At 65.8% G+C, this 20,547-nt stretch carries 18 protein-coding genes; 10 read left to right on the forward strand and 8 right to left on the reverse strand.

Annotation, left to right across the window (positions count from 1 at the left end):
- Positions 1–272: 272 nt before the first annotated feature.
- Positions 273–1,052: an enoyl-CoA hydratase-related protein gene (locus tag QX128_RS24495; protein ID WP_315801303.1), complete on the reverse strand. Its 780-nt coding sequence runs from the start codon at positions 1,050–1,052 to the stop codon at positions 273–275.
- Positions 1,053–1,218: 166 nt separating this feature from the next.
- On the opposite strand from QX128_RS24495, the gene QX128_RS24500 reads away from it, so the two are divergent.
- Positions 1,219–2,493, forward strand: coding sequence for an acyl-CoA dehydrogenase family protein (locus QX128_RS24500; protein ID WP_315801302.1), 1,275 nt, complete (start codon positions 1,219–1,221; stop codon positions 2,491–2,493).
- Positions 2,494–2,682: 189 nt separating this feature from the next.
- Here QX128_RS24500 and QX128_RS24505 read toward each other — a convergent pair whose 3' ends face one another.
- Both QX128_RS24505 and QX128_RS24510 read right to left on the reverse strand, forming a co-directional pair.
- Entirely contained in the window at positions 2,683–4,263 is a 1,581-nt protein-coding gene (locus QX128_RS24505) for a fatty acid--CoA ligase (protein ID WP_315801301.1), read from the reverse strand.
- A 132-nt stretch (positions 4,264–4,395) separates the two neighbouring features.
- Positions 4,396–5,271 (reverse strand): SDR family oxidoreductase, encoded by an 876-nt coding sequence (locus tag QX128_RS24510; RefSeq protein WP_315801300.1) that lies wholly within the window; start codon positions 5,269–5,271, stop codon positions 4,396–4,398.
- A gap of 104 nt (positions 5,272–5,375) precedes the next feature.
- Between QX128_RS24510 and QX128_RS24515 the strand changes: the two genes are divergently transcribed.
- The 3 genes from QX128_RS24515 (at position 5,376) to ppc (ending at position 10,760) form a co-directional block, all read left to right on the forward strand.
- On the forward strand, positions 5,376–6,185 hold the full coding sequence (locus QX128_RS24515; protein WP_315801299.1) for a crotonase/enoyl-CoA hydratase family protein: 810 nt from the start codon (positions 5,376–5,378) through the stop codon (positions 6,183–6,185).
- A gap of 129 nt (positions 6,186–6,314) precedes the next feature.
- Positions 6,315–7,859, forward strand: coding sequence for an acyl-CoA synthetase (locus QX128_RS24520; protein WP_316238749.1), 1,545 nt, complete (start codon positions 6,315–6,317; stop codon positions 7,857–7,859).
- Positions 7,860–7,976: 117 nt separating this feature from the next.
- Complete coding sequence (gene ppc, locus QX128_RS24525) at positions 7,977–10,760, forward strand: phosphoenolpyruvate carboxylase (RefSeq protein ID WP_316238750.1); 2,784 nt, start codon at positions 7,977–7,979, stop codon at positions 10,758–10,760.
- Between the two features lie 67 nt (positions 10,761–10,827).
- On the opposite strand, the gene QX128_RS24530 is transcribed toward ppc, so the two are convergent.
- The 4 genes from QX128_RS24530 to QX128_RS24545 form a co-directional block, all read right to left on the reverse strand.
- Complete coding sequence (locus QX128_RS24530) at positions 10,828–11,706, reverse strand: SMP-30/gluconolactonase/LRE family protein (RefSeq protein WP_315801386.1); 879 nt, start codon at positions 11,704–11,706, stop codon at positions 10,828–10,830.
- 416 nt (positions 11,707–12,122) lie between these two features.
- Complete coding sequence (locus QX128_RS24535) at positions 12,123–13,037, reverse strand: SDR family oxidoreductase (protein WP_315801296.1); 915 nt, start codon at positions 13,035–13,037, stop codon at positions 12,123–12,125.
- Between the two features lie 110 nt (positions 13,038–13,147).
- Positions 13,148–14,287: a thiolase C-terminal domain-containing protein gene (locus QX128_RS24540; protein WP_316238751.1), complete on the reverse strand. Its 1,140-nt coding sequence runs from the start codon at positions 14,285–14,287 to the stop codon at positions 13,148–13,150.
- 4 nt (positions 14,288–14,291) lie between these two features.
- Entirely contained in the window at positions 14,292–14,705 is a 414-nt protein-coding gene (locus QX128_RS24545; RefSeq protein WP_315801294.1) for a Zn-ribbon domain-containing OB-fold protein, read from the reverse strand.
- 191 nt (positions 14,706–14,896) lie between these two features.
- Between QX128_RS24545 and QX128_RS24550 the strand changes: the two genes are divergently transcribed.
- Genes QX128_RS24550 through QX128_RS24560 form a run of 3 tightly spaced genes read left to right on the forward strand, consistent with a single transcriptional unit; the run spans position 14,897 to position 16,841 of the window.
- Complete coding sequence (locus tag QX128_RS24550) at positions 14,897–15,220, forward strand: hypothetical protein (protein ID WP_316183343.1); 324 nt, start codon at positions 14,897–14,899, stop codon at positions 15,218–15,220.
- A 6-nt stretch (positions 15,221–15,226) separates the two neighbouring features.
- Positions 15,227–16,579, forward strand: coding sequence for an amidase (locus QX128_RS24555; RefSeq protein WP_316238752.1), 1,353 nt, complete (start codon positions 15,227–15,229; stop codon positions 16,577–16,579).
- 10 nt (positions 16,580–16,589) lie between these two features.
- Positions 16,590–16,841: a hypothetical protein gene (locus tag QX128_RS24560; protein ID WP_316218537.1), complete on the forward strand. Its 252-nt coding sequence runs from the start codon at positions 16,590–16,592 to the stop codon at positions 16,839–16,841.
- On the opposite strand, the gene QX128_RS24565 is transcribed toward QX128_RS24560, so the two are convergent.
- Positions 16,842–17,609, reverse strand: coding sequence for a transglycosylase domain-containing protein (locus QX128_RS24565; RefSeq protein WP_315801291.1), 768 nt, complete (start codon positions 17,607–17,609; stop codon positions 16,842–16,844). It abuts the gene before it with no gap.
- Positions 17,610–17,839: 230 nt separating this feature from the next.
- Here QX128_RS24565 and QX128_RS24570 point away from each other — a divergent pair, with 230 nt between their 5' ends.
- From QX128_RS24570 to QX128_RS24580, 3 genes are all read left to right on the forward strand, one after another.
- A complete protein-coding gene (locus QX128_RS24570; protein ID WP_316238753.1) occupies positions 17,840–18,583 on the forward strand; it encodes a 2OG-Fe(II) oxygenase in 744 nt (247 codons plus the stop codon).
- A gap of 5 nt (positions 18,584–18,588) precedes the next feature.
- Complete coding sequence (gene alkB, locus QX128_RS24575) at positions 18,589–19,242, forward strand: DNA oxidative demethylase AlkB (protein WP_316238754.1); 654 nt, start codon at positions 18,589–18,591, stop codon at positions 19,240–19,242.
- 74 nt (positions 19,243–19,316) lie between these two features.
- Positions 19,317–20,543, forward strand: a complete 1,227-nt coding sequence (locus QX128_RS24580; RefSeq protein ID WP_316238755.1) for an MFS transporter — start codon at positions 19,317–19,319, stop codon at positions 20,541–20,543.
- Positions 20,544–20,547 lie beyond the last annotated feature (4 nt).

Genomic DNA, 20,547 nt, shown 5'->3' on the forward strand with positions numbered 1-20,547 from the left:
CAACTTGCCAAAAACCCACAACAGTTGAGCCTCGCAATATGCGGAAGCTGAACCGGACAGCCGTGGGCTTGACCCGGGCATCCATCCTCTCACGAATCTGCCGCGAGACGTGGATGGCCGGGTCAAGCCCGGCCATGACGGAGTGGAGGCAGACCCGCGCTGTCATTCCGGCGCGCGACGCAGTCGCGAGCCCAGAATCCATAGGCATGATCGCGGCTATGGATTCCGGGCTCGCGCTGCGCGCGCGCCGGAATGACGAGCTCGGTGAGGCTCTACCGCCCCAGCCACTTGGGCGGCCGCTTCTCCGAAAACGCCTTCGGTCCCTCGATGTAGTCCTGCGAATGAATCATCGCCTGGACCGCCGGGTAGTCGCGCTGCTCGGTGATCGCCTGCTCCAGCGACACCGCCAGGCCCTTCTCGATCGCCTGCTTGGAGGCGCGGATCGACATCGGCGAGTTCCTGGCAATGGTCTCGGCCCAGCGCTCGGCGGCCGCCAGCGCCTCGCCCCGCGGCACCACCTCGTTGACGAAGCCGAGCTCGTGGCCTTCGCTGGCGGCGACATGGCGGCCTGTGAGGATCATGCCCATCGCGCGCTTCATGCCGATCTGGCGCGGCAGCCGCTGCAGGCCGCCGGCGAGCGCGGCGAGGCCGACGCGCGGCTCGGGCAGCGCGAAGGTCGCATTCTCGGAGGCGATGATCAGGTCGCAGGCCAGCGCGATCTCGAAGCCGCCGCCCATCGCGACGCCGTTCACGGCGGCGATCAGCGGCTTGTCGCAATCGAAGCGCGACGTCAGTCCGCCGAAGCCGCTTCGGCCCCAGCCGCGCTTGCCGCCGGCCGCCTGCCATTTCAGGTCGTTGCCGGCGCAGAACGCCTTGTCACCCTCGCCGGTGACAATCGCAACCCATTGCTCGGGATCGGCGGCGAACCCGTCGAACACCGCCTCCAGCTCGTAATGTGCGTCGGTATGCAGCGCGTTGTAGACCTCGGGACGGGCAAGGGTGACGATTGTGATCGGCCCCTTGCGCGTGACCTTCGAGAATTTCAGCTCCATCGACCGTTCCTCCTGGTTTCTGATTGGCTGCCGTGCGCGAGCTTAGCGCCTGCGCCGCGCGCGCGGTCATCCAAATACGCAACCGCGCCGCGCGCCACAAGCACGCGGCGGCGGGCTGGCCTGACCAAGAGCAAGAACAACAACGACACGCACAGGGAGACACGCCATGGATTTTTCCTTGCCGAAGGAACTGATCGCCTATCTCGACGAGCTCGACCGCTTCATCGACGCCGAGATCAAGCCGCTGGAGCAGGCGGACGACAACATCCGCTTCTTCGATCATCGCCGCGAATGGGCGCGCACCGATTTCGAGAATGGCGGCCTGCCGCGGCATGACTGGGAGCGGCTGCTGCGCAAGGCCAAGGACCGCGCCGACGCGGCCGGCCATCTGCGCTTCGCGATCCCGAAACGCTATGGCGGCAAGGACGGCTCGAACCTCTGGATGGCGGTAATCCGCGAGCATTTCGCGTCGAAGGGCCTCGGCCTGCACAACGACCTGCAGAACGAGCATTCGATCGTCGGCAATCTGCCGATCGTGACCATGCTCGACCGCTACGGCCGTGACGACCAGAAGGCGATGATCGACGGCTCGATCACCGGCAAGTACCGCATCACGTTTGGTCTGACCGAGCCGCATCACGGCTCGGATGCGACTCATATGGAGACCAAGGCCGTCCCGGCGACCCGCGACAACGTCAAGGGCTGGCTGATCAACGGCGAGAAGATGTGGACCACGGGCATGCACGTCGCCACGCATTGCGCATTGTTCGCGCGCACCTCGGGCAATGACGGCGATGCGCGCGGCATCACCTGCTTCCTGGTGCCGGCCAAGACCGAGGGTGTGAAGGTCGAGGAATATCTCTGGACCTTCAACATGCCGACCGACCATCCGCGCGTCAGCTTCACCGACGTGTTCGTGCCGGAGGACGCGCTGTTCGGCGAGGTCGGGCGCGGGCTGTCGCTGGCCCAATGCTTCGTGCACGAGAACCGCATCCGCCAGGCGGCGAGCTCGCTCGGTGCGGCCGTCTACTGTATCAACGAGAGCGTGAATTACGCGCGTGAGCGCAAGCCGTTCGGCAAGGCGCTGGCCGAGAACCAGGCAATCCAGTGGCCGCTGGTGGAGCTGGCGACCCAGGCCGAGATGCTGCGGCTGTTGATCCGCAAGACCGCGTGGGAGATGGACCAGCTCACCCAGGCGCAGGTCGAGCACACGCTCTCCGACAAGGTGTCGATGTGCAACTACTGGGCTAACCGTCTGTGCTGCGAGGCCGCCGACCGCGCCATCCAGGTGCATGGCGGCATGGGCTATTCGCGCCACAAGCCGTTCGAGCACATCTACCGCCACCACCGCCGCTATCGCATCACCGAGGGCAGTGAGGAGATCCAGATGCGCAAGGTGGCGGGGTTCCTGTTTGGCTATATGGGGGCGAACAAGCGGTGAGCGCGGCCTGATCGCGTGGCGGCATCGCGAGCGTCAGCACGGCAATCCAGACCTGTCACTTGGCCCCTGGATTGCTTCGGCGCAAGGGCGCCTCGCAATGACGGTGTGGAGAGAGTGCGCGCTCTCTCCACGTCATCGCGAGCGCCAGCGACGCGATCCAGGCTGTCGCAACGAGAAGACCGCCGGTTGTCAATTCACCTGCCGGTCCTTGCCCGCCCAATATGGGTCGCGCAGATTCCGCCGCAGGATCTTGCCGGAGGGATTGCGCGGCAGGGCGTCGAGGAAGTCGACGGTCTTCGGCGTCTTGAAGCCGGCGATGCGGGTGCGGGTGAAGTTGATGATGTCGGTCGCGGTCGCCTGCTTGCCCGGCTTCATCACGACGATCGCCTTGACAGCCTCGCCCCATTTCTCGTCGGGAATGCCGATCACGGCGGCTTCGGCGACGTCAGGATGATCGCAGATCGCACTCTCCACCTCGGCCGGATAGATGTTCTCGCCGCCGGAGATGATCATGTCCTTGATGCGGTCGTGGATGTAGACGTAGCCGTCCTCGTCCATGTAGCCGGCATCACCGGTGCGCAGCCAGCCGTCCCTGCCAAGCGTGCGTGCGGTCGCCTCCGGCAGGTTCCAGTAGCCGGTCATGTTGGAGCCGGAGCGGGTGGCGATTTCGCCGACCTGCCGCGGCGGCAGCGGATTGCCCAAGGGATCGATGATCGCGACTTCGACGCCCGGCAGCGGCTTGCCGGCCGAGCGCATCCGCTCCAGCCCTTCGACGTGATCCTCGGGCGGCAGCGCGATGATGGTGCCCGTGGTCTCGGTCATGCCATACATCTGCACGAAGCCGCATTTGAACACCTCGATGCATTCCTTCAGCAGCGCCGCGGGGATCGGCGAGGCGCCGTAGAGCATGTATTTGAGCCGCGAGAAATCGACCTGCCGCGCGCGCGGCTGCCGCACCACGAACTGCATCGCGGCGGGCACCATGAACAGCTTGGTGATGCCGGACTGCTCGAAGAAGTCGAGGATCTTCGTGGGATCGAACTCGCGCGCGATGACGCCACGGGCGCCGTGGTAGAGGCTCATCAGGCCCCAGCCGGAGCCGCCGATGTGGAAGATCGGCATCGCGATCAGCGAGACGTCGTCGGTCGACCATTTGTTCCAGTCCGGTTTCTCCTCGGGATTGCCGGTATTCACCAGGTTGAGGAAGTTCGCGTGCGACAGCATCGCGCCTTTCGGCTTGCCGGTGGTGCCGGACGTGTAGAGCTGCAGCGCGATGTCCCGCGGCGTGATCGCTACGCCAGGATCGTCGGCACTCTGCGCGTCGCGCCAGGCCGTGTAGTCCTGCCATTCCGGCGCGCCGCCTTCGGTCGTGATGATGTGCCGCACGCTCGGAATCTGGCCGCGGATGTTGCGGATCATCGTGATGAACTCGGGACCGACGAACAGGGCAGGCGCCTTGCAGTCCTCGACGATGAAGGCGACCTCGGGACCGGCGAGGCGCCAGTTCACCGGCGCCATCACGACGTTGGCCTTCATGGCGCCGACCAGCAGCTCGAAATAGATGTCGCTGTTCTTGCCGAAATAGGCGATCCGCTCGTGCTGTTTGATGCCGAGCGCCTTCAGCGCGTTGGCGACCTGGTTGGTCTTGCGGTCGAATTCGGCGAAGCTGGTGACGCGGCCTTCGAACTCATATGCGGTGGCGGAGCCCAGCGTTTGCGCTCTGTCGCGCACGACGTCGACGAGCGTCGACGTTGCCGTCGAGACGGACATGTTTCCCCTCCGATTACGTCTTTTTCTTTGTTCGATGTCTTGTCGTGGTCCTCGCCCCGGATTGCGCCGGAGCAAGCATCTCTCGATCAGTCTACAGAGAGCACGTCGCCGATCAACCGGGCGATTGGGCCATCAGCTCGTGCGCGTCGCGCGGTCCTTTTCGTTCTGCGCCTTGATCGACTCCTTGGCCTTGGTCCAGTCGTCGTCGCTCCAGTCGCGCAGCTGATAGAAGTTGCCGCCCATCGCCAGCGCCTGGGCGCCGTCCATCGCGATGGTCTCGCCGTTGATCCAGTTGCAGCCGCCGGAGATCAGGAACACCGCGAGGTTCTGCAACTCCTCCATGGTGCCGACGCGACCCATCGGGTTCATCGCCTTGGTGCGCGCGCCGGCCTCGTCGCCGGGCTTGATGCGCTTGCTCATGCCTTCGGTCGGGATCTCGCCGGGTGCGATGGTGTTGAGGCGGATGCCGTAGCGGCCCCATTCGGTGGCGAGCGACATCGTCATCGCGTGGATCGCCGACTTGCTCATTGCCGAGGGCACCACATAGGGCGAGCCGTTGCGCACCCAGGTGACCGTGATCGACACGACGTTGCCCGGCTGCATCGCTGCGATCCAGCGCTTGCCGACGGCATGCGTCACATAGAACGTGCCGTGCATCACGATGTTGGCAACCGCGTCGAAACCGCGCGGGCTCAATTCCTCAGTGCGGGAAATGAAATTGCCGGCGGCGTTGTTGATGAGATCGGTGAGGCCGCCTTCCTGGAAGATCGCCTCGATCATTTCCTCGACCGCCATCGCATTGCGGATGTCGACGCCGTGGCTGGTGACGCGCCCGCCATAGAGGTCCATCAGTTCGGTCGCGGTCTCGTCGCAGACGATTTTCCGCCGGCCGCAAATATGCACTTCGGCGCCAAGCTGCAGGAAGCGTGCGGCCATCGCTTTGCCAAGGCCGGTGCCGCCGCCGGTCACCAGAATGCGCCGACCTTCGAGGAGATTGTCCTTGAACATGGGAGAGTTTCCGCCTGACATGTTGTGAGTTAATTGGTCGATTGACTAAATCGCTCCGACAGCCTTCTGTAAAGTCACAAAGACATTCGTGAGGAGACCGCTCGATGGACAACCGCATCGCGATCGAGATCAAGGACGGCGTCGCCGACGTTCGCCTGGTCCGCGCCGACAAGATGAATGCGCTGGACATGGAGATGTTCGAGGCGCTGGTGGCGGCCACCGAGCGGCTGGCGAAGGAAAAGGGGCTGCGCGCCGTGGTGCTGTCCGGCGAGGGCCGCGCCTTCTGCGCCGGGCTCGACATGGGCCGCTTCGCGGCGATGAAGGACTCCGGCGGCAACGGCATACCCGGCGGCGAGAAGCGCGACCTCACCGTTCGCACCCACGGCAAGGCGAACTTCGCCCAGCAGGCGGTGTGGGGCTGGCGGAAGTTGCCGGTGCCGGTGATTGCTGCAGTGCATGGCGTGGCCTATGGCGGCGGCTTCCAGCTCGCGCTCGGCGCCGACATGCGCTACGTCGCACCGGACACCAAGATGTCGATCATGGAGATCAAATGGGGTCTGGTGCCGGACATGGCGGGCACGCCGATCCTGGCGACCCTGATGCGCGACGACATCCTGCGCGAGCTGACCTATACCGGCCGCGTGTTTTCGGCGGAAGAGGGGCAGGCTTACGGCCTCGTTACGCGCATCTGCGCCGATCCGCGCGCCGCCGCGCTGGAGACGGCGCGTGAGATCGCAGGCAAAAATCCGGATGCGATCCGCGCCGCCAAGCGCATGCTGAACAACCTCTCGGTCGATCCGGGCCCAGCGCTGCTCGCGGAATCGGTCGAGCAGCAGAAGCTGATCGGCAGCCCGAACCAGCTGGAGTCGGTGCGGGCGAACATCGAAAAGCGTGCGCCCAAGTTTGTAGATTAGCCTCCTCCTTGCGGGCAGCCCCGAAGGAGCTGAGCCAAACAATTTCCAGATTCCGGGTTCGATGCTGCGCATCGCCCCGGAATGACGGCGGAAACTCGAACCGACGCCAGATCGGACAAGGCAATAACAATGGAAACGTCCTCCCTGTTTTGCGGCATCATCTCCGGCGAACGCCGGCGCAGCCACGCTGACATCGCCGACCGCGCCGCGCGGATCGCGAGCGGTCTCGCGCAGCTCGGCGTGCGCCAGGGCGACTGCGTCTGCATGCTCATGCGCAACGACATCGCCTTCATCGAGGCCGCCTACGGCGCGATGCGACTGGGCGCCTATGGTGTGCCGGTGAACTGGCACTTCAAGTCGGAGGAGATCGATTACATCCTCAAGGACTCCGCGACGCGGGTGCTGATCGGTCACGCCGATCTGCTGCATCAGCTTCGCGGCATGATTCCCTCCGGCATCACCGTGCTCAGCGTCCCGACGCCGCCGGAGATCCTGTCCAACTACAAGATCGGCGCGGATCTGCTCGCAACACCGGAGTTCGCGACCGACCTGGAAAGCTGGCTCATGCAACAGGGTCCTTACGAAGGACCGCAGGTGCCGCAGCCGCAGAACATGATCTACACCTCCGGCACGACTGGTCATCCCAAGGGCGTCCGGCGCAATGCGCCGACGGTGGAGCAGGCGGCCTCGGCCGAACGGATGCGGGCGCTGATCTATGGACTCAAGCCGGGCTCGCGCGCGCTGCTGCCCGGACCGCTGTATCATTCCGCGCCGAACGCCTTCGGCCTGCGGGCCGGACGGCTCGGTGGCGCGCTGGTGCTGATGCCGCGGTTCGAGCCGGAGGAGTTTCTCCGTATCATCCAGGTGGAGCGGATCGACACCATCTTCATGGTGCCGACCATGTTCATCCGCCTGATGAAGCTGCCCGAGGAGGTGCGCGGCCGCTACGACATGTCGTCGCTGCGTCACATCATCCACGCCGCGGCGCCGTGCCCGGCCGACGTCAAGCGCGCGATGATCGAATGGTGGGGGCCGGTCATCTACGAATTCTACGGCTCGACCGAATCGGGCGCAGTCACCTTCGCGAGCTCCGAGGACGCGCTGAAGAAGCCCGGCACCGTCGGCAAGGTCTCGCCGGGCGCCGAGCTGCGCTTCCTTGGCGAGGACGGGCGCATCCTGCCGCAGGGCGAGATCGGCGAGATCTATTCGCGCATCGCGGGCAACCCGGATTTCACCTATCACAACAAGCCGGAGAAGCGCGCCGAGATCGACCGCGACGGCTTCATCACCTCGGGTGATGTCGGCTACATGGACCCCGATGGCTATGTGTTCCTGTGCGACCGCAAGCGCGACATGGTGATCTCCGGCGGGGTCAACATCTATCCGGCCGAGATCGAGGCGGTGCTGCATGCCGTGCCGGGCGTGCATGATTGCGCTGTGTTCGGCATCCCCGACACGGAGTTCGGCGAGGCGCTGATGGCGGTGGTCGAGCCGCAGCCCGGCGTGACGCTGGATACCGGCGAGATCAAGGCGCGGCTGAAGGCGTCGCTGGCCGACTACAAGGTGCCCAGGCATATCGAAATCCACGGCAAGCTGCCGCGCGAGGATTCCGGCAAGATCTTCAAGCGGCGGCTGCGCGATCCGTATTGGGAGCGAGCCGGAAGGCAAATCTGACCGAGGGGAGGAACGATAGCTTGGAATAGGGCAGGCGACGCCTCTTTCTTGATCTTGCGCTGCAATGCGGATACGGCAGACTGACCCGTAAATGGGCAGCTGCTGGAGAGCGCATCCATGTCGCCGCAAGCCATACCAGAGGAAATCCGTCCCAACCGCGCCGCCGAGGCGCAGGCCATGGAGGAGGATGCGCGGCTTCGGGACGACATCCGGCTGCTCGGCCGCATCCTCGGCGACACCGTTCGCGACCAGGAGGGCGCCGACGTCTTCGACCTCGTCGAGCTGATACGCCAGACCTCGGTGCGCTTCCATCGCGACGAGGACCGCCAGGCGCGGCGCGAGCTGGAGCAGATCCTCGACGGCATGTCGACCGCGGAGACCGTCCGCATCGTCCGCGCCTTCAGCTATTTCTCCCATCTCGCCAACATCGCCGAGGACCAGAACAACATTCGCCGCATGCGCGCCAAGAGCGACGCCAACGGCGGCAATGGCATGCTGGCGGCGACGCTCGCCCACGCCAAGTCGGCCGGCTTCGAGGCGGCGGAGCTGCGCAAGTTCTTCTCCACCGCGTTGGTCAGCCCGGTCCTGACCGCGCACCCCACCGAGGTGCGGCGCAAGAGCACGATGGATCGCGAGATGGAGATCGCGATGCTGCTCGACCGCCGCGAGCGGATGCAGTTGACGCCGGATGAGCGCGAGGCCAATGACGAGGCGCTGCGCCGCGCCGTGCTGACCTTGTGGCAGACCAACCTGCTGCGCCGGACCAAGCTGACGGTGCTCGACGAGGTCACCAACGGTCTGTCGTTCTACGACTACACCTTCCTGCGCGAGGTGCCGCGGCTGCTGTGCACGCTGGAAGATCGGCTCAACGACGGCGCGGAGGTGGCGGGCGATCTCGCCTCGTTCCTGCGGATGGGGAGCTGGATCGGCGGCGACCGCGACGGCAATCCGTTCGTGACCGCCGAGGTCATGCGCGGAACGCTCAAGCTGCAATCCAGCCTGGCGCTGCATTACTATCTGGAGGAGCTGCATCTGCTCGGCAGCGAGCTGTCCATTGCGGCGCATCTCGCCGATGTCTCCGAGGAGCTGCGCGCGCTGGCCGAGCGCTCGCCGGACACGTCGCCGCATCGTCGTGGTGAGCCGTATCGTCTCGCGGTGTCCGGCATCTATGCGCGGCTGGCGGCCACCGCGAAGAAGCTCGGCATCCAGATCAGCCGCCTGCCGGTGGCGGCGGTCGCGCCTTACGACAGCGTCAAGGAGCTGCAGGACGATCTCGACGTGCTGCATCGCTCGCTGATCGCCAACAATGCCGAGGTCATTGCGCGCGGCCGGCTGCGGATGCTCCGTCGCGCGGTCGACTGTTTCGGCTTCCATCTGGCGCGGCTCGACATCCGCCAGAATTCGGCGGTGCATGAGCGCACCGTGGCCGAGCTGATCGACACCGCGATGCCCGGCATGTCCTACATGGCGCTCAGCGAGGATGCCCGCGTCGGCCTGCTGGTCAGCGAGCTGCGCAATGCCAGGCCACTGGTCTCGCAGTTCGTGAAGTACAGCGACGAAACCGTCGGCGAGCTCGCGCTGTTCCGCGCCGCCGCCGAGGCGCACGCGACGTTCGGTGCCGATGTGATTCCCCAGTGCATCATCTCGATGTGCAAGGGCATGTCGGACATGCTCGAGGTGGCGTTGCTGCTCAAGGAGGTCGGCCTGATCGATCCATCGGGCCGCTGCGCCGTCAATATCGTGCCGCTGTTCGAGACCATCGAGGACCTGCAGGCGTCCAGCGGCATCATGGACCGCATGCTGGCGCTGCACGATTACCGCCGCCTGGTCGATAGCCGCGGCGCCGTGCAGGAGGTCATGCTCGGCTATTCCGACAGCAACAAGGATGGCGGCTTCGTCACCTCGGGCTGGGAGCTCTACAAGGCCGAGATCGGCCTGGTCGATATCTTCGAACGCCATGGCATCCGGCTCAGGCTGTTCCACGGCCGCGGCGGCTCGGTCGGCCGCGGCGGTGGCCCGAGCTACGATGCCATCATCGCGCAGCCCGGGGGCGCCGTGAACGGCCAGATCCGGATCACCGAGCAGGGCGAGATCATCTCCAGCAAATATTCCAATGCCGAGGTCGGCCGCAACAATCTGGAGATCCTCGCCGCGGCGACGCTCGAGGCCAGCCTGCTGCATCCGCGCCAGCCGGCGCCAAAGCGCGAATATCTCACCGCGATGGACCGGCTCTCGGAGCTCGCGTTCAAGGCCTATCGCGGCCTGGTCTACGAGACCGACGGCTTCGTCGACTATTTCTGGGCCTCGACCGTCATCAACGAGATCGCGACCTTGAACATCGGCAGCCGCCCAGCCTCGCGCAAGAAGACCCGCGCGATCGAGGATCTGCGCGCCATCCCCTGGGTGTTCTCCTGGGCGCAGTGCCGGTTGATGCTGCCGGGCTGGTACGGCTTCGGCAGCGCGGTCGAGACCTGGATCGCGGAGAATCCGGAGCAGGGCATGCCGTTCCTGCGCGAGCTCTACCGGGAATGGCCGTTCTTCCGCATGCTGTTGTCGAACATGGACATGGTGCTCGCCAAGAGCTCGATCGCGATCGCCTCGCGCTATGCGGAGCTGGTCCCTGACGAGGCCCTGCGGGAAAAGATCTTCGGCCGCATCCGCCGTGAATGGAATCTGGTGATCGAGACCTTGCTCGACATCACCGGGCAGGAGCGTCTGTTGCAGGGCAACCCGCTGCTCGAGCGCTCGGTGCGCAACCGCTTTCCCTATCTCGATCCGCTCAACCACGTGCAGGTCGAGTTGTTGAAGGAGCACCGCGCGCAGAACCCGGACGAGCAGGTGCTGCGCGGGATTCAGCTGACGATCAACGGCATCTCGGCGGGGCTGAGGAATACGGGCTGACGCGACGAACGCGGACTGGCGAGGACAATGAGCTCCTCGCCAGCCCGACACATCAGCTGTCTGCGGATCAGGGCTTCAGAGCGCCTTGTGCACTCGTATACACCGCATAGAGCGATGTTGAGCCGCAGATGTAGAGTCGATTGCGCTGCTGGCCGCCGAAGCAAAGGTTGGCGACCGTTTCAGGTATATGAATCTTGCCCAGCAACGTTCCGTCCGGGGCATAGCAGCGCACGCCGTCCTCGTTCGGATCACCCCAACCCACGGAGCACCAGACCCGTCCGTCGCGGTCGCATCGGACACCGTCGGAGATGCTTGGCTTCGGCATTTCGGCGAACACCTTGCTGTTGGCCAGCTTGCCGGCCGCGTGATCGACGTCGAATACGCGGATGTGTGCGGGATTGTCCGGCCCGTCGGTGAAGCCGGTGTCGATGATGTAGAGTTTCTTCTCGTCGGGCGAGAAGGCCAGCCCGTTGGGTTCGACGAAGTCGTCGACCACAACCTTCACCTCTCCCGATTTCGGATCGACCCGATAGACATTGTGCTTGTCCTGCTCGGGCTGCGCCTTGAGGCCCTCATAGAAACCACCGATGCCGTAGACCGGATCGGTGAACCATATTGCGCCGTCGGCCGCGACCACCGCATCGTTGGGCGAGTTCAAGCGCTTGCCATTGTAGCTGTCGGCGATGATCGTGATCGAGCCGTCAAGCTCGGTGCGGGTGACCCGTCGGCCGCTGTGCTCGCAGGTGATCAGCCGTCCTTCCCGATCGATGGTGTTGCCGTTCGAATTCATCGACGGTTGTCGATAGACGCTGAGATGACCATCGTCCTCGGAGAAGCGCATGATGCGATTGTTCGGGATGTCGCTGAACAGCACATAGCGGCCAGCAGCAAAATAGACCGGGCCTTCGGCCCAGCGCATTCCGGTGGCGACGCGCTCGACGGCCATAGTGCCTGCGAAGGCCGGAAATTCCGCCGGCCCGAATGACAGCTTGGGCTTCTTCGCCGACTCCAGATGAGAGTCCGGATAGCGGCTGCCCGGCAAGGGACCGAGCGGCAGCGGGTCCGTCGAGATTGTCGGCGCCCCCGTCTGGCCCGGCGGCGTGACGGTTGCGGCCGACGCAGTCGTGACTGTTGAAGCAGCGGCGAAAGCCGCGGCTCCTTTCAGCAGTCTGCGCCGGTTGAAGCCGTGAGCTGCGACCGACAAGTCCGGTGCGCCGTCGTGTCGTGAATTCGTCATCTGTGTCCTCCCGACTTTTTGTTGGGAGGCGACCATACGACGAAATCATGGCGGCGCGCGGGTCGTGTGGATAAAAAACAACTTGAGATGGTGTGCGCCGCAAGCGGAATTTCGGCGCTGCAATCTCAGATCGGGTCCCAGCCGAACACGTCGGCGGAACGATCGAGCTTGTAGAACGACGGCTTCAGCGCCGGCATGCCATGCTCCGCAATGGTCTGCGGCGTCCAGCCCTCGCCGCGGTGCACCGAGCGCAGCGGGCGCGACTGGCTCATCAGGAAGATCTCGTTCATGCGAACGGCGAAGATCTGGCCGGTGACGTCCTTCGAGGCATCGCCTAGCAGATAGGCGACGACGGGCGCGATCTTCTCGGGCCCCATCCGCTTCATGCGCTCGACGCGCTCCTTCTCGGCCTCGGTCTCCGCCGGGATGGTGCCGATCATGCGGCTCCAGGCGAACGGCGAGACGCAATTGGAGCGCACGTTGAAGCGGCCCATGTCGAGCGCGATCGACTTCGACAGGCCGACGATGCCGAGCTTCGCCGCGGCGTAGTTGGCCTGGCCATAATTGCCGATCAGCCCCGAGGTCGAGGTGAAGTGGACGAAGGAGCCGCTCTCCTGCTCGCGGAACAGCCGCGCGGCGGAGTGCGCGACGTAGAACGAGCCCATCAGGTGGACCTTGATGACGGCTTCGAACGCCTCGATGCTCATCTTGTGGAAGATCATGTCGCGCAGGATGCCGGCATTGTTGACCACGCCGTCGAGCTTGCCGAAGTGGTCGGTCGCGGCCTTCACGATCTTGCTGGCCGGGATCGCTTCGGACACGCTCTCGAAATTCGCCACCGCCGTGCCGCCGCGCTTCCTGATCTCCTCGACCACTTCCTCCGCCGGCGCGGCGCTGGTGCCCGAGCCGTCGGAGGCGACGCCGGGATCGTTGACGACGACCTTGGCGCCTTCGGCGGCGCACAGCAGCGCGATCTCGCGGCCGATGCCGCGGCCGGCGCCGGTGACGATGACGACTTTGTCCTGGAGCGATTTGGTCATGAGTCTTCTCCTGTTTTGCTCCGTCATTCCGGGATGGTGCGAAGCACCAGACCCGGAATCTCGAGATTCCGGGTTCGCACGTGCCGCGCGCCCCGGAATGACGGAGGCTGCTATCTCTCGTTCGTGAAGATGATCGTGCCCGATGCGGCGAACATGCCGCCGACGCCGTGACACACCGAGATCTTGGCTCCCGGCACCTGCGCCGGCGCGATGCCCCGCATCTGGCGCACGCTCTCCTGCAGCGCGTACATGCCGTACATGCCCGAATGCATGTAGGACAGGCCGCCGCCATTGGTGTTGAGCGGCAATTTGCCGCCCGGCCGCGTGTGTCCGGCTGCGATGAACGGCCCGGTCTCCTCATGCGGCATGAAGCCGAGATCGCCGAGACCGAACAGCGGCAGATGCGCGAACGCATCGTAGATCATCAGATGATCGACGTCGGCATGGCCGATGCCGGCTTCCTTGAAGGCGAGGGGGCCCGCGACCTTGAAGGCACGCGACGAATTGAACGTCTCCATCTGGCTGACCATCGGCGTCTCCACGCTTTCGCCTGTGCCGAGAATGTACACCGGCTTGCGCGGAAAATCCTTGGCGCGATCGGCCGAGGTCAGGATCAGCGCGCCGCCGCCATCGGTGACGAGGCAGCACTGCAGCAGGCGGAACGGGTAGGCGATCATGCGCGAGTTCAGGACGTCGTCGACGGTGATCGGGTCCTTCATCATCGCGCGCGGATTCTTTGCCGCCCATTCGCGCTGTACGACCGCAACCATCGCCAACTGCTCATGGGTGATGCCGTAGGTCTTCATGTAGCGCAGCACGGGGATCGGGAACATGCTGGGCGGGCCGTAGACGCCGAACGGCGCCTCGAACTGGCCCTGCAGGCTATCCGGCGCAATCGAGCGCGGCAGCTTGCCGATCATCGATTTGCCGCTCTCGGCATGGGTGATCAGCACGGTCTTGCACAGGCCGGCTTCGATCGCAGCCGCGGCGTGGCGGACATGCAGCATGAAGGAGCAGCCGCCGACCGAGGTGCCATCGACCCAGGTCGGTGTGATGCCGAGGTAATGGCAGATCTGCTGCGGCGTCTCGACGGCGGTGGCGAAGCCGTCGATGTCCGACAGCTTCAGCCCGGCATCGGCGATCGCATTCAGTGCCGCGTCCGCATGCAGCTGGATCTGCGACATCGTCGGGATGACACCGAGCTCGGTGGTCTCGGCCGCGCCGACCACGGCAACCTGGTTTCGACGCATGGCGTTATCCTTTCGCCGGCCGGAACAGGGGCAGGGTGATCTGCTCGTCCAATGTCTCGAATGTGACTTCGAGGGCCATGTCGAGCTCCAACGCCTCCGGTGTCTGCGGGCAGCCCGTGATGTTGCTCATCATGCGCGGGCCCTCTTCGAGCGCCACGACGGCAATGGCGTAAGGCGGCGTGAAGCCGGGCGCAGGGGGACGATGGTTGATGACGTAGCTGTAGAGCGTGCCTTTGCCCGTGGCCTTGAAGACGCTGACCTTGCGGCTGGCGCAGGCCGGACAGAACGGGCGCGGCGGGAAGTAGACGTGGGCGCAGGCGTCGCAGCGCTGCAGCCGCAACTCACCGGCCCGGGTGCCGTCCCAGAAATGCTGCGTCTCCGGCGTCGGTTTGGGACGTGCGCGCATCGGCTCGGCCATCCGGGTTGATCCTCCCTGCGGCGGGCTCCGTCGCCCGCTCCTTTGCATCCGTGATGCGCCATTTGACGCAGACGCGTCAACGGTCCATCACGCCGCGCATGCGGCCCTCCGGGGGGCGCAGAGGTGTTTGGACGGCAATTGCCGCCTGATGAAAATTGGTCTTTGATGCGGAGAGTAGGATCGGAGCCGAGATGAAGCTGCGTGACATCGCCCATTCCAGGACCGGCGACAAGGGTGACACCTCGAACATCTCGGTCATCGCCTACGACCCCAAGGATTACCCGCTGCTGCTCGCACAAGTCACGGCGGAGCGGGTGAAGGCGCACTTCGCCGGCATTGTCCAGGGCGAGGTGGTCCGCTATGAGCTGCCCAACATTGCGGCGCTGAACTTCGTGATGAGCCGGGCGCTCGGCGGCGGGGTCACCCGTTCGCTCGCGCTGGATGCGCACGGCAAGTCGCTGAGTTCCGCGCTGCTCGATCTGGACATCGCGGCCGATGCCGCAGACATGCGATAGGATGCCATGACCGTTTCAATTCCGACCCTGGCCGCGCTGGCCGACGATCTCGCCGCCGGCCGCACCACCGCGCGCAAGCTGGTGGAGGGGTGCCTCGCCCGCATTGCCGATCCTGCGGGTGAGGGGGAGCGCGCCTTCATCCATGTCGACAAGGAGGCGGCGCTCGCTGCCGCTGATGGCATGGACGCGCTGCGCAAGGCCAATGCCGCGCCGTCGCCCTTCGCCGGCATTCCGGTGTCGATCAAGGATCTGTTCGACATCAAGGGCCAGGTCACCCGCGCCGGCTCGCGGGCGCTGGAGGATTCCGCGCCGGCCGAGGCCGATGCGCCGGCGGTGGCGCGGCTGCGCCGGGCCGGCTTCGTCGTGATCGGCCGCACCAACATGACCGAGTTCGCCTATTCCGGCATCGGCATCAACCCGCATTACGGCACGCCGAAGAGCGCCTGGAAGCGCGACGTTGGCTACGTGCCCGGCGGCTCGTCGTCGGGCGCCGCGGTCTCCATCGTCGATCGCATGGCCTATGGTGCGCTCGGCACCGACACCGGCGGCTCCTGCCGCATCCCGGCGGCGTTCAACGGCATCGTCGGCTACAAGCCGACGCAGGCCCGCGTGCCACTCGACGGCGGCGTGCCGCTGTCGACCACGCTCGACAGCTTCGGCCCGCTCGCCAACACCGTGGCGTGCTGCGCCGTGCTCGATTCCGTGCTGGCCGACGAGCCGATCCGGCCGCTGGCATCACGCCCGGTGAAGGGCCTGCGGCTCGCCGTGCCCACCACCATCGTGCTGGACGAGCTCGATGCCGAGGTGGCCGCTACGTTCGAACGCGCGCTGGAGAGCCTGGCGAAGCAGGGCGCGCTGATCGCGCGCATCGAATTCCCGGAGTTCCTCGACGTCGGCATCATCGGCGCAAAGGGCGGCTTCGCCGCCGCCGAGAGCTATGCCTGGCACCGCTTCCTGCTGGCGGCCAAGGGCGACGTCTACGATCCGCGCGTCTCGGTGCGCATCATGCGCGGCGAGGCGATCACCGTGCCCGACTACATCGAGATGCTCAACGCCCGCCGCTCGCTGGTGACGCGCGCCGCCGCGCGGATCGCGCCCTACGACGCGCTGGTGATGCCGACCACCGCCAACGCGCCGCCGAAAATCGCCGATCTCGCCGACGACCAGGCCTTCGCCCGCGAGAACGTCCGTGCGCTGCGCAACTGCACCTTCATCAACATGATCGACGGCTGCGCCATCTCGCTCCCGGCGCACCGCCATGGCGAAGTGCCCGTCGGCCTGATGCTGGCGCAGTCCGGCGGCCACGACCGCAAGCTGCTGGAGATCGCGGCGGGGATCGAGGGCGCGGTGCGGGGCTGAGGAGGGCGCGGTGTCGGATGACATCCGGGTCGGGGACCGCGTGAGGCTGCTCGGCCTGCCCGACTGGCTGCTGCATGATCTGCCCGCGAGCGAGCAGGCGGAGATGCGCGGCTTCCTTGGCCAATCATGCGCGGTGAGTGAGATCGATGCGCATGGCTATTACTGGCTCGGCTTCGGTATGACTGTCGACGACGCCGATGGCTCGCGCTGCACCGGCCACAGCTTCTGCGTTCCGCGCGACTGCATCGAACGCGAGCCGTGATCAGGGATTGCGTGGCGGGCCGCCGCTGGTGGGAGGCTGGACGGCTTTCGCCGCTGCCGCCTGCGCCTGGTCGATCAGGCCGGCCGCCAGCATCGTGTCGATGACGCGATCGCGGCGCTCCTGGTCGTATCGCGTAGGCCTCGGAATTCGCAGCCGGGTGATGAGCCAGGCGATCTCGCCGATGTCGAGGCTGGCGATGGATCTGCCGAAATACGCCGTGGCGGCGTCTGCAGCACCAAAGGCGCCGCGGCCGAAATAGGCATTGTTGAGATAGGCCTCGAGGATGCGGTCGCGCGTGAACGTGCGCTCGATACGGCCCATGAAGACCTGTGTGCCGAGCTGCCATTCCAGGCTCGGTCCCTTGCAGCAGTCCGGAACCAGCGTCCAGAGACAATCGCGGCTGACCGCGTGGATGATGCTCGAATTGCCCGGCTGACGACCGGCCACGATCTCGGATGCGAGCCGTGCCAGCGGGCCGATCGACCGTCGTTCGTAGAAGTCGCGATCCTGGGAGGCGACGACGGCGTTCCGGACCAGGTGCGGAATCTCTGAGAGCGGCACATAGGAGCTTCCCGGTTTCGTCGTACAGAGCGGGCCTGTGGTAGGGAGAGCCGCAAGCTGGCTCTCGGTGGGCAGGCCGAGGCCATATTCGAAGTACCAGATCACATAGCCTTCGGCGTAGAGCAGCAGCATGACGGCGAGCGAGAGCACGGCCAGGATCGTTTTGCCGAACAGGATGAAGACGCATTGGGTGCGGGAACGTGGCATCGTCGGAAGATTGGTTCCTTGGGATGCGTCCTGGTTCATCAGGTCTTTCCTGCGTGATATCGCCAAAATGTCCAGGAAACGGGTGGGCGCTGCGCCCCTTCTGTCGCATCCTCGTCATTCCGGGATCCGCGCCCTTGCGCGCAGGCCCGGAATCCATAACCACGATCGTGAGTATGGATTCCGGGCGCGTCGCTGCGCGCCGCCCCGGAATGACAACTGGGATGAATTGCATGGCCAGACTCACGCACGCAGTGCCCGACCTCGCTTCTCCCGCCGCGACCGGGATCGATGCGATCGATTGGCCAGTGGTCGAACGTGATCTCGATGCCAGCGGCTGCGCTGTGTTGCCGCAGCTCGTGTCGCCCGATGAATGCCGCGCGCTGGCGGCGCTTTATCCGGATGACGCGCATTTCCGCAGCCGCGTGGTGATGGCGCGGCACGGGTTCGGGCGCGGCGAGTACAAATATTTCAGCTATCCGCTGCCGGAGCCGGTCGCGAAGCTGCGGCCGCAGCTCTATGCCGGCCTGGTTCCGGTCGCCAATCGCTGGAATGCGACCATGGGCATCTACGTGCAATATTCCGACGATCACACCGCGTTTCTCGCCCGCTGCCATGCTGCCGGTCAGACGAGGCCGACGCCGCTGCTGTTGCAATATGTCGAAGGCGACTACAACTGCCTGCACCAGGATCTCTATGGCGAGCACGTGTTTCCGCTGCAGGTCGCGATCCTGCTGTCCGAGCCGGGGCGCGACTTCGCGGGCGGCGAGTTCGTGCTGACCGAGCAGCGGCCGCGGATGCAGTCGCGCGCCGAGGTGGTGCCGTTGCGCCAGGGCGATGCCGTGGTGTTCGCTGTCCACCAGCGTCCGGTGCAGGGCACGCGCGGCAGCTACCGGGTCACCATGCGCCATGGCGTTAGTCGGCTGCGCTCAGGCCGGCGGCATACGCTCGGCGTGATCTTTCACGATGCGAAGTGAGGCGGATGACGGCTGATCTGTTCGATGGCCTGGAGGCGGCGGGACCGGCGCGCGAGCCGCTCGCGCCCGGGGCAATGCTGCTGCGCGGCTTCGCGCGGCCACAGGAGACCGAGCTGATCTCTGCCATCGAGGCGATCACGGCGCAGGCGCCGTTCCGCCGCATGGTGACGCCGGGTGGCCATCAGATGTCGGTGGCGATGACCAATTGCGGCCTGGTCGGCTGGGTGACGGACCGCAGCGGCTACCGCTACGATGCCCGCGATCCGGACAGTGGCCAGCCCTGGCCGGCGATGCCGCCGCTGTTTCGGCAGCTTGCCGAGCAGGCCGCGACCGACGCCGGCTTTGCCGCCTTCGCGCCCGATGCCTGCCTGATCAACCGCTACGAGCCGGGCGCGAGGATGTCGCTGCACCAGGATCGCGACGAGCAGGATCTGGGGGCGCCGATCGTCTCGGTATCATTCGGGCTGCCGGCGACGTTCCTGTTCGGGGGTCTGAAACGCACCGACAAGACGCAGCGCCATCGGCTGGTCCATGGCGACGTCGTCGTGTGGGGCGGTCCGGCGCGGCTCGCCTTTCACGGGGTCGCGCCGCTCGCCGATGGCGAGCATGCACAACTCGGCCGCCAGCGCGTCAACCTGACGTTTCGCCGCGCGCGCTAGTCCTGGCCGCTCTGTGACCTTCCTCATTTTGCAATGGGCATCCCTGGCTCTATGCTGCGCCACGGAGAGGGGCCATGAGCACTGTCGAACTTTCGGACGAGCGCGCGTCGGGGGCGACGCGCCTCGGACTTCATCTGGCGCTGCTGCAACTGGTCTTCAGCCTGCTGTGGACCACCTATGTGATCTATCTGCCCAAGCTCGCGGCGCAGGCCGGCATCGCCCCTTCGGCCGTCGTTCTGATCCTGATGCTGGACCAGGCGATCTTCACGCTCTCGGATACGGCCATGGGAATCGCCGCGGACCGGTTCGGGAGGATCGCCGCGCGATTCGGCCTCTTCATCGGCCTGGTGACGGCGGTCTCCTGCTGCGCGTTCGTCGCGCTGCCATTCGTCGCGGCGTCGGCCGGTCCGACCGCCTTCGTCGGACTGATCGTGGTGTGGGCGCTGACCTCCTCCGTGCTGCGGGCGCCACCCTTGACCCTGCTCGGGCGCCATGCGGCGCGGCCGACCATCCCATTCCTGATGGCGCTGGTCATGCTCGGCTATGGCGTGGCCGGCGCGGTGTCGCCGTATCTCGGCGTGGTCCTGCGCGACTATGATCCGCGGCTGCCCTTCATCGTCTCCTCGGCCGTGCTGCTGCTGACGGCGCTCGGCCTGTCGCGAATCGCGCAGGATGGCGGATCGGCGGCCAAACAGGTCACACTGAAGGTCGAGCCCAAGCCGTTGCGGGGATTGCCGCTGCTGTTCATCGGCGCCATGGTGATCCTCGCGCTCGGCTACCAGCTGCATTTCAGCATCAACAGCTCGGCCTTCTTCCTGCGCTTCGCCAGGCCGGAGGACTTGTCCTGGCTGATGCCGGTGTTCTGGATCGGCTTCAACCTTGTGCTGTTCCCGGCCAGCGTGGTCGTCAAGCATCGCGGCGGGCTCATGGTGATGGGAATCGCCGGTCTACTCGGCACGCTCGCGATCGTGATCGCCGAGCTCGCGGGCGCACTGACCGTGCTGATCGTGGCGCAGTTCATCGCCGGGGCCGCCTGGGGCTGCATGATGATGAGCGCCATTTCCGCGGCGCTCGCGATCGGGACGACCGGCGCCGAGGGCAAGGTGACCGGGCTCGTGTTCTCGGCGCTGGCGCTGGCAACCTTCGCGCGGATCGCCGCCGTCGCCGGCGGCCTACAGAAGCTGCCGGATTATGCGCCGCTGGTGCAGTGGGCGCCGGTCGCCTGCTGGCTCGTGGCCGGCGCCGGCCTGCTGGCGATGGCCGCGGCTGGATTGCAGGGACGCCGCGCGTCCCCACCGTGAGGAC

This window comes from Bradyrhizobium sp. SZCCHNR1015 (assembly GCF_032489875.1).
In the GTDB taxonomy this organism is placed as follows: Bacteria; Pseudomonadota; Alphaproteobacteria; order Rhizobiales; family Xanthobacteraceae; genus Bradyrhizobium.

Bases quoted from the DNA above. Each gene is read 5' to 3' on its own strand.
- QX128_RS24545 (WP_315801294.1), bottom strand. From the start codon at position 14,705: ATGGCCGAGCCGATGCGCGCACGTCCCAAACCGACGCCGGAGACGCAG.
- QX128_RS24500 (WP_315801302.1), top strand. From the start codon at position 1,219: ATGGATTTTTCCTTGCCGAAGGAACTGATCGCCTATCTCGACGAGCTC.
- QX128_RS24515 (WP_315801299.1), top strand. From the start codon at position 5,376: ATGGACAACCGCATCGCGATCGAGATCAAGGACGGCGTCGCCGACGTT.
- QX128_RS24495 (WP_315801303.1), bottom strand. From the start codon at position 1,052: ATGGAGCTGAAATTCTCGAAGGTCACGCGCAAGGGGCCGATCACAATC.
- QX128_RS24535 (WP_315801296.1), bottom strand. From the start codon at position 13,037: ATGACCAAATCGCTCCAGGACAAAGTCGTCATCGTCACCGGCGCCGGC.
- QX128_RS24505 (WP_315801301.1), bottom strand. From the start codon at position 4,263: ATGTCCGTCTCGACGGCAACGTCGACGCTCGTCGACGTCGTGCGCGAC.
- QX128_RS24565 (WP_315801291.1), bottom strand. From the start codon at position 17,609: ATGCCACGTTCCCGCACCCAATGCGTCTTCATCCTGTTCGGCAAAACG.
- QX128_RS24520 (WP_316238749.1), top strand. From the start codon at position 6,315: ATGGAAACGTCCTCCCTGTTTTGCGGCATCATCTCCGGCGAACGCCGG.
- ppc (WP_316238750.1), top strand. From the start codon at position 7,977: ATGTCGCCGCAAGCCATACCAGAGGAAATCCGTCCCAACCGCGCCGCC.
- QX128_RS24530 (WP_315801386.1), bottom strand. From the start codon at position 11,706: ATGGCCGTCGAGCGCGTCGCCACCGGAATGCGCTGGGCCGAAGGCCCG.
- QX128_RS24580 (WP_316238755.1), top strand. From the start codon at position 19,317: ATGAGCACTGTCGAACTTTCGGACGAGCGCGCGTCGGGGGCGACGCGC.
- alkB (WP_316238754.1), top strand. From the start codon at position 18,589: ATGACGGCTGATCTGTTCGATGGCCTGGAGGCGGCGGGACCGGCGCGC.
- QX128_RS24510 (WP_315801300.1), bottom strand. From the start codon at position 5,271: ATGTTCAAGGACAATCTCCTCGAAGGTCGGCGCATTCTGGTGACCGGC.
- QX128_RS24550 (WP_316183343.1), top strand. From the start codon at position 14,897: ATGAAGCTGCGTGACATCGCCCATTCCAGGACCGGCGACAAGGGTGAC.
- QX128_RS24540 (WP_316238751.1), bottom strand. From the start codon at position 14,287: ATGCGTCGAAACCAGGTTGCCGTGGTCGGCGCGGCCGAGACCACCGAG.
- QX128_RS24555 (WP_316238752.1), top strand. From the start codon at position 15,227: ATGACCGTTTCAATTCCGACCCTGGCCGCGCTGGCCGACGATCTCGCC.
- QX128_RS24570 (WP_316238753.1), top strand. From the start codon at position 17,840: ATGGCCAGACTCACGCACGCAGTGCCCGACCTCGCTTCTCCCGCCGCG.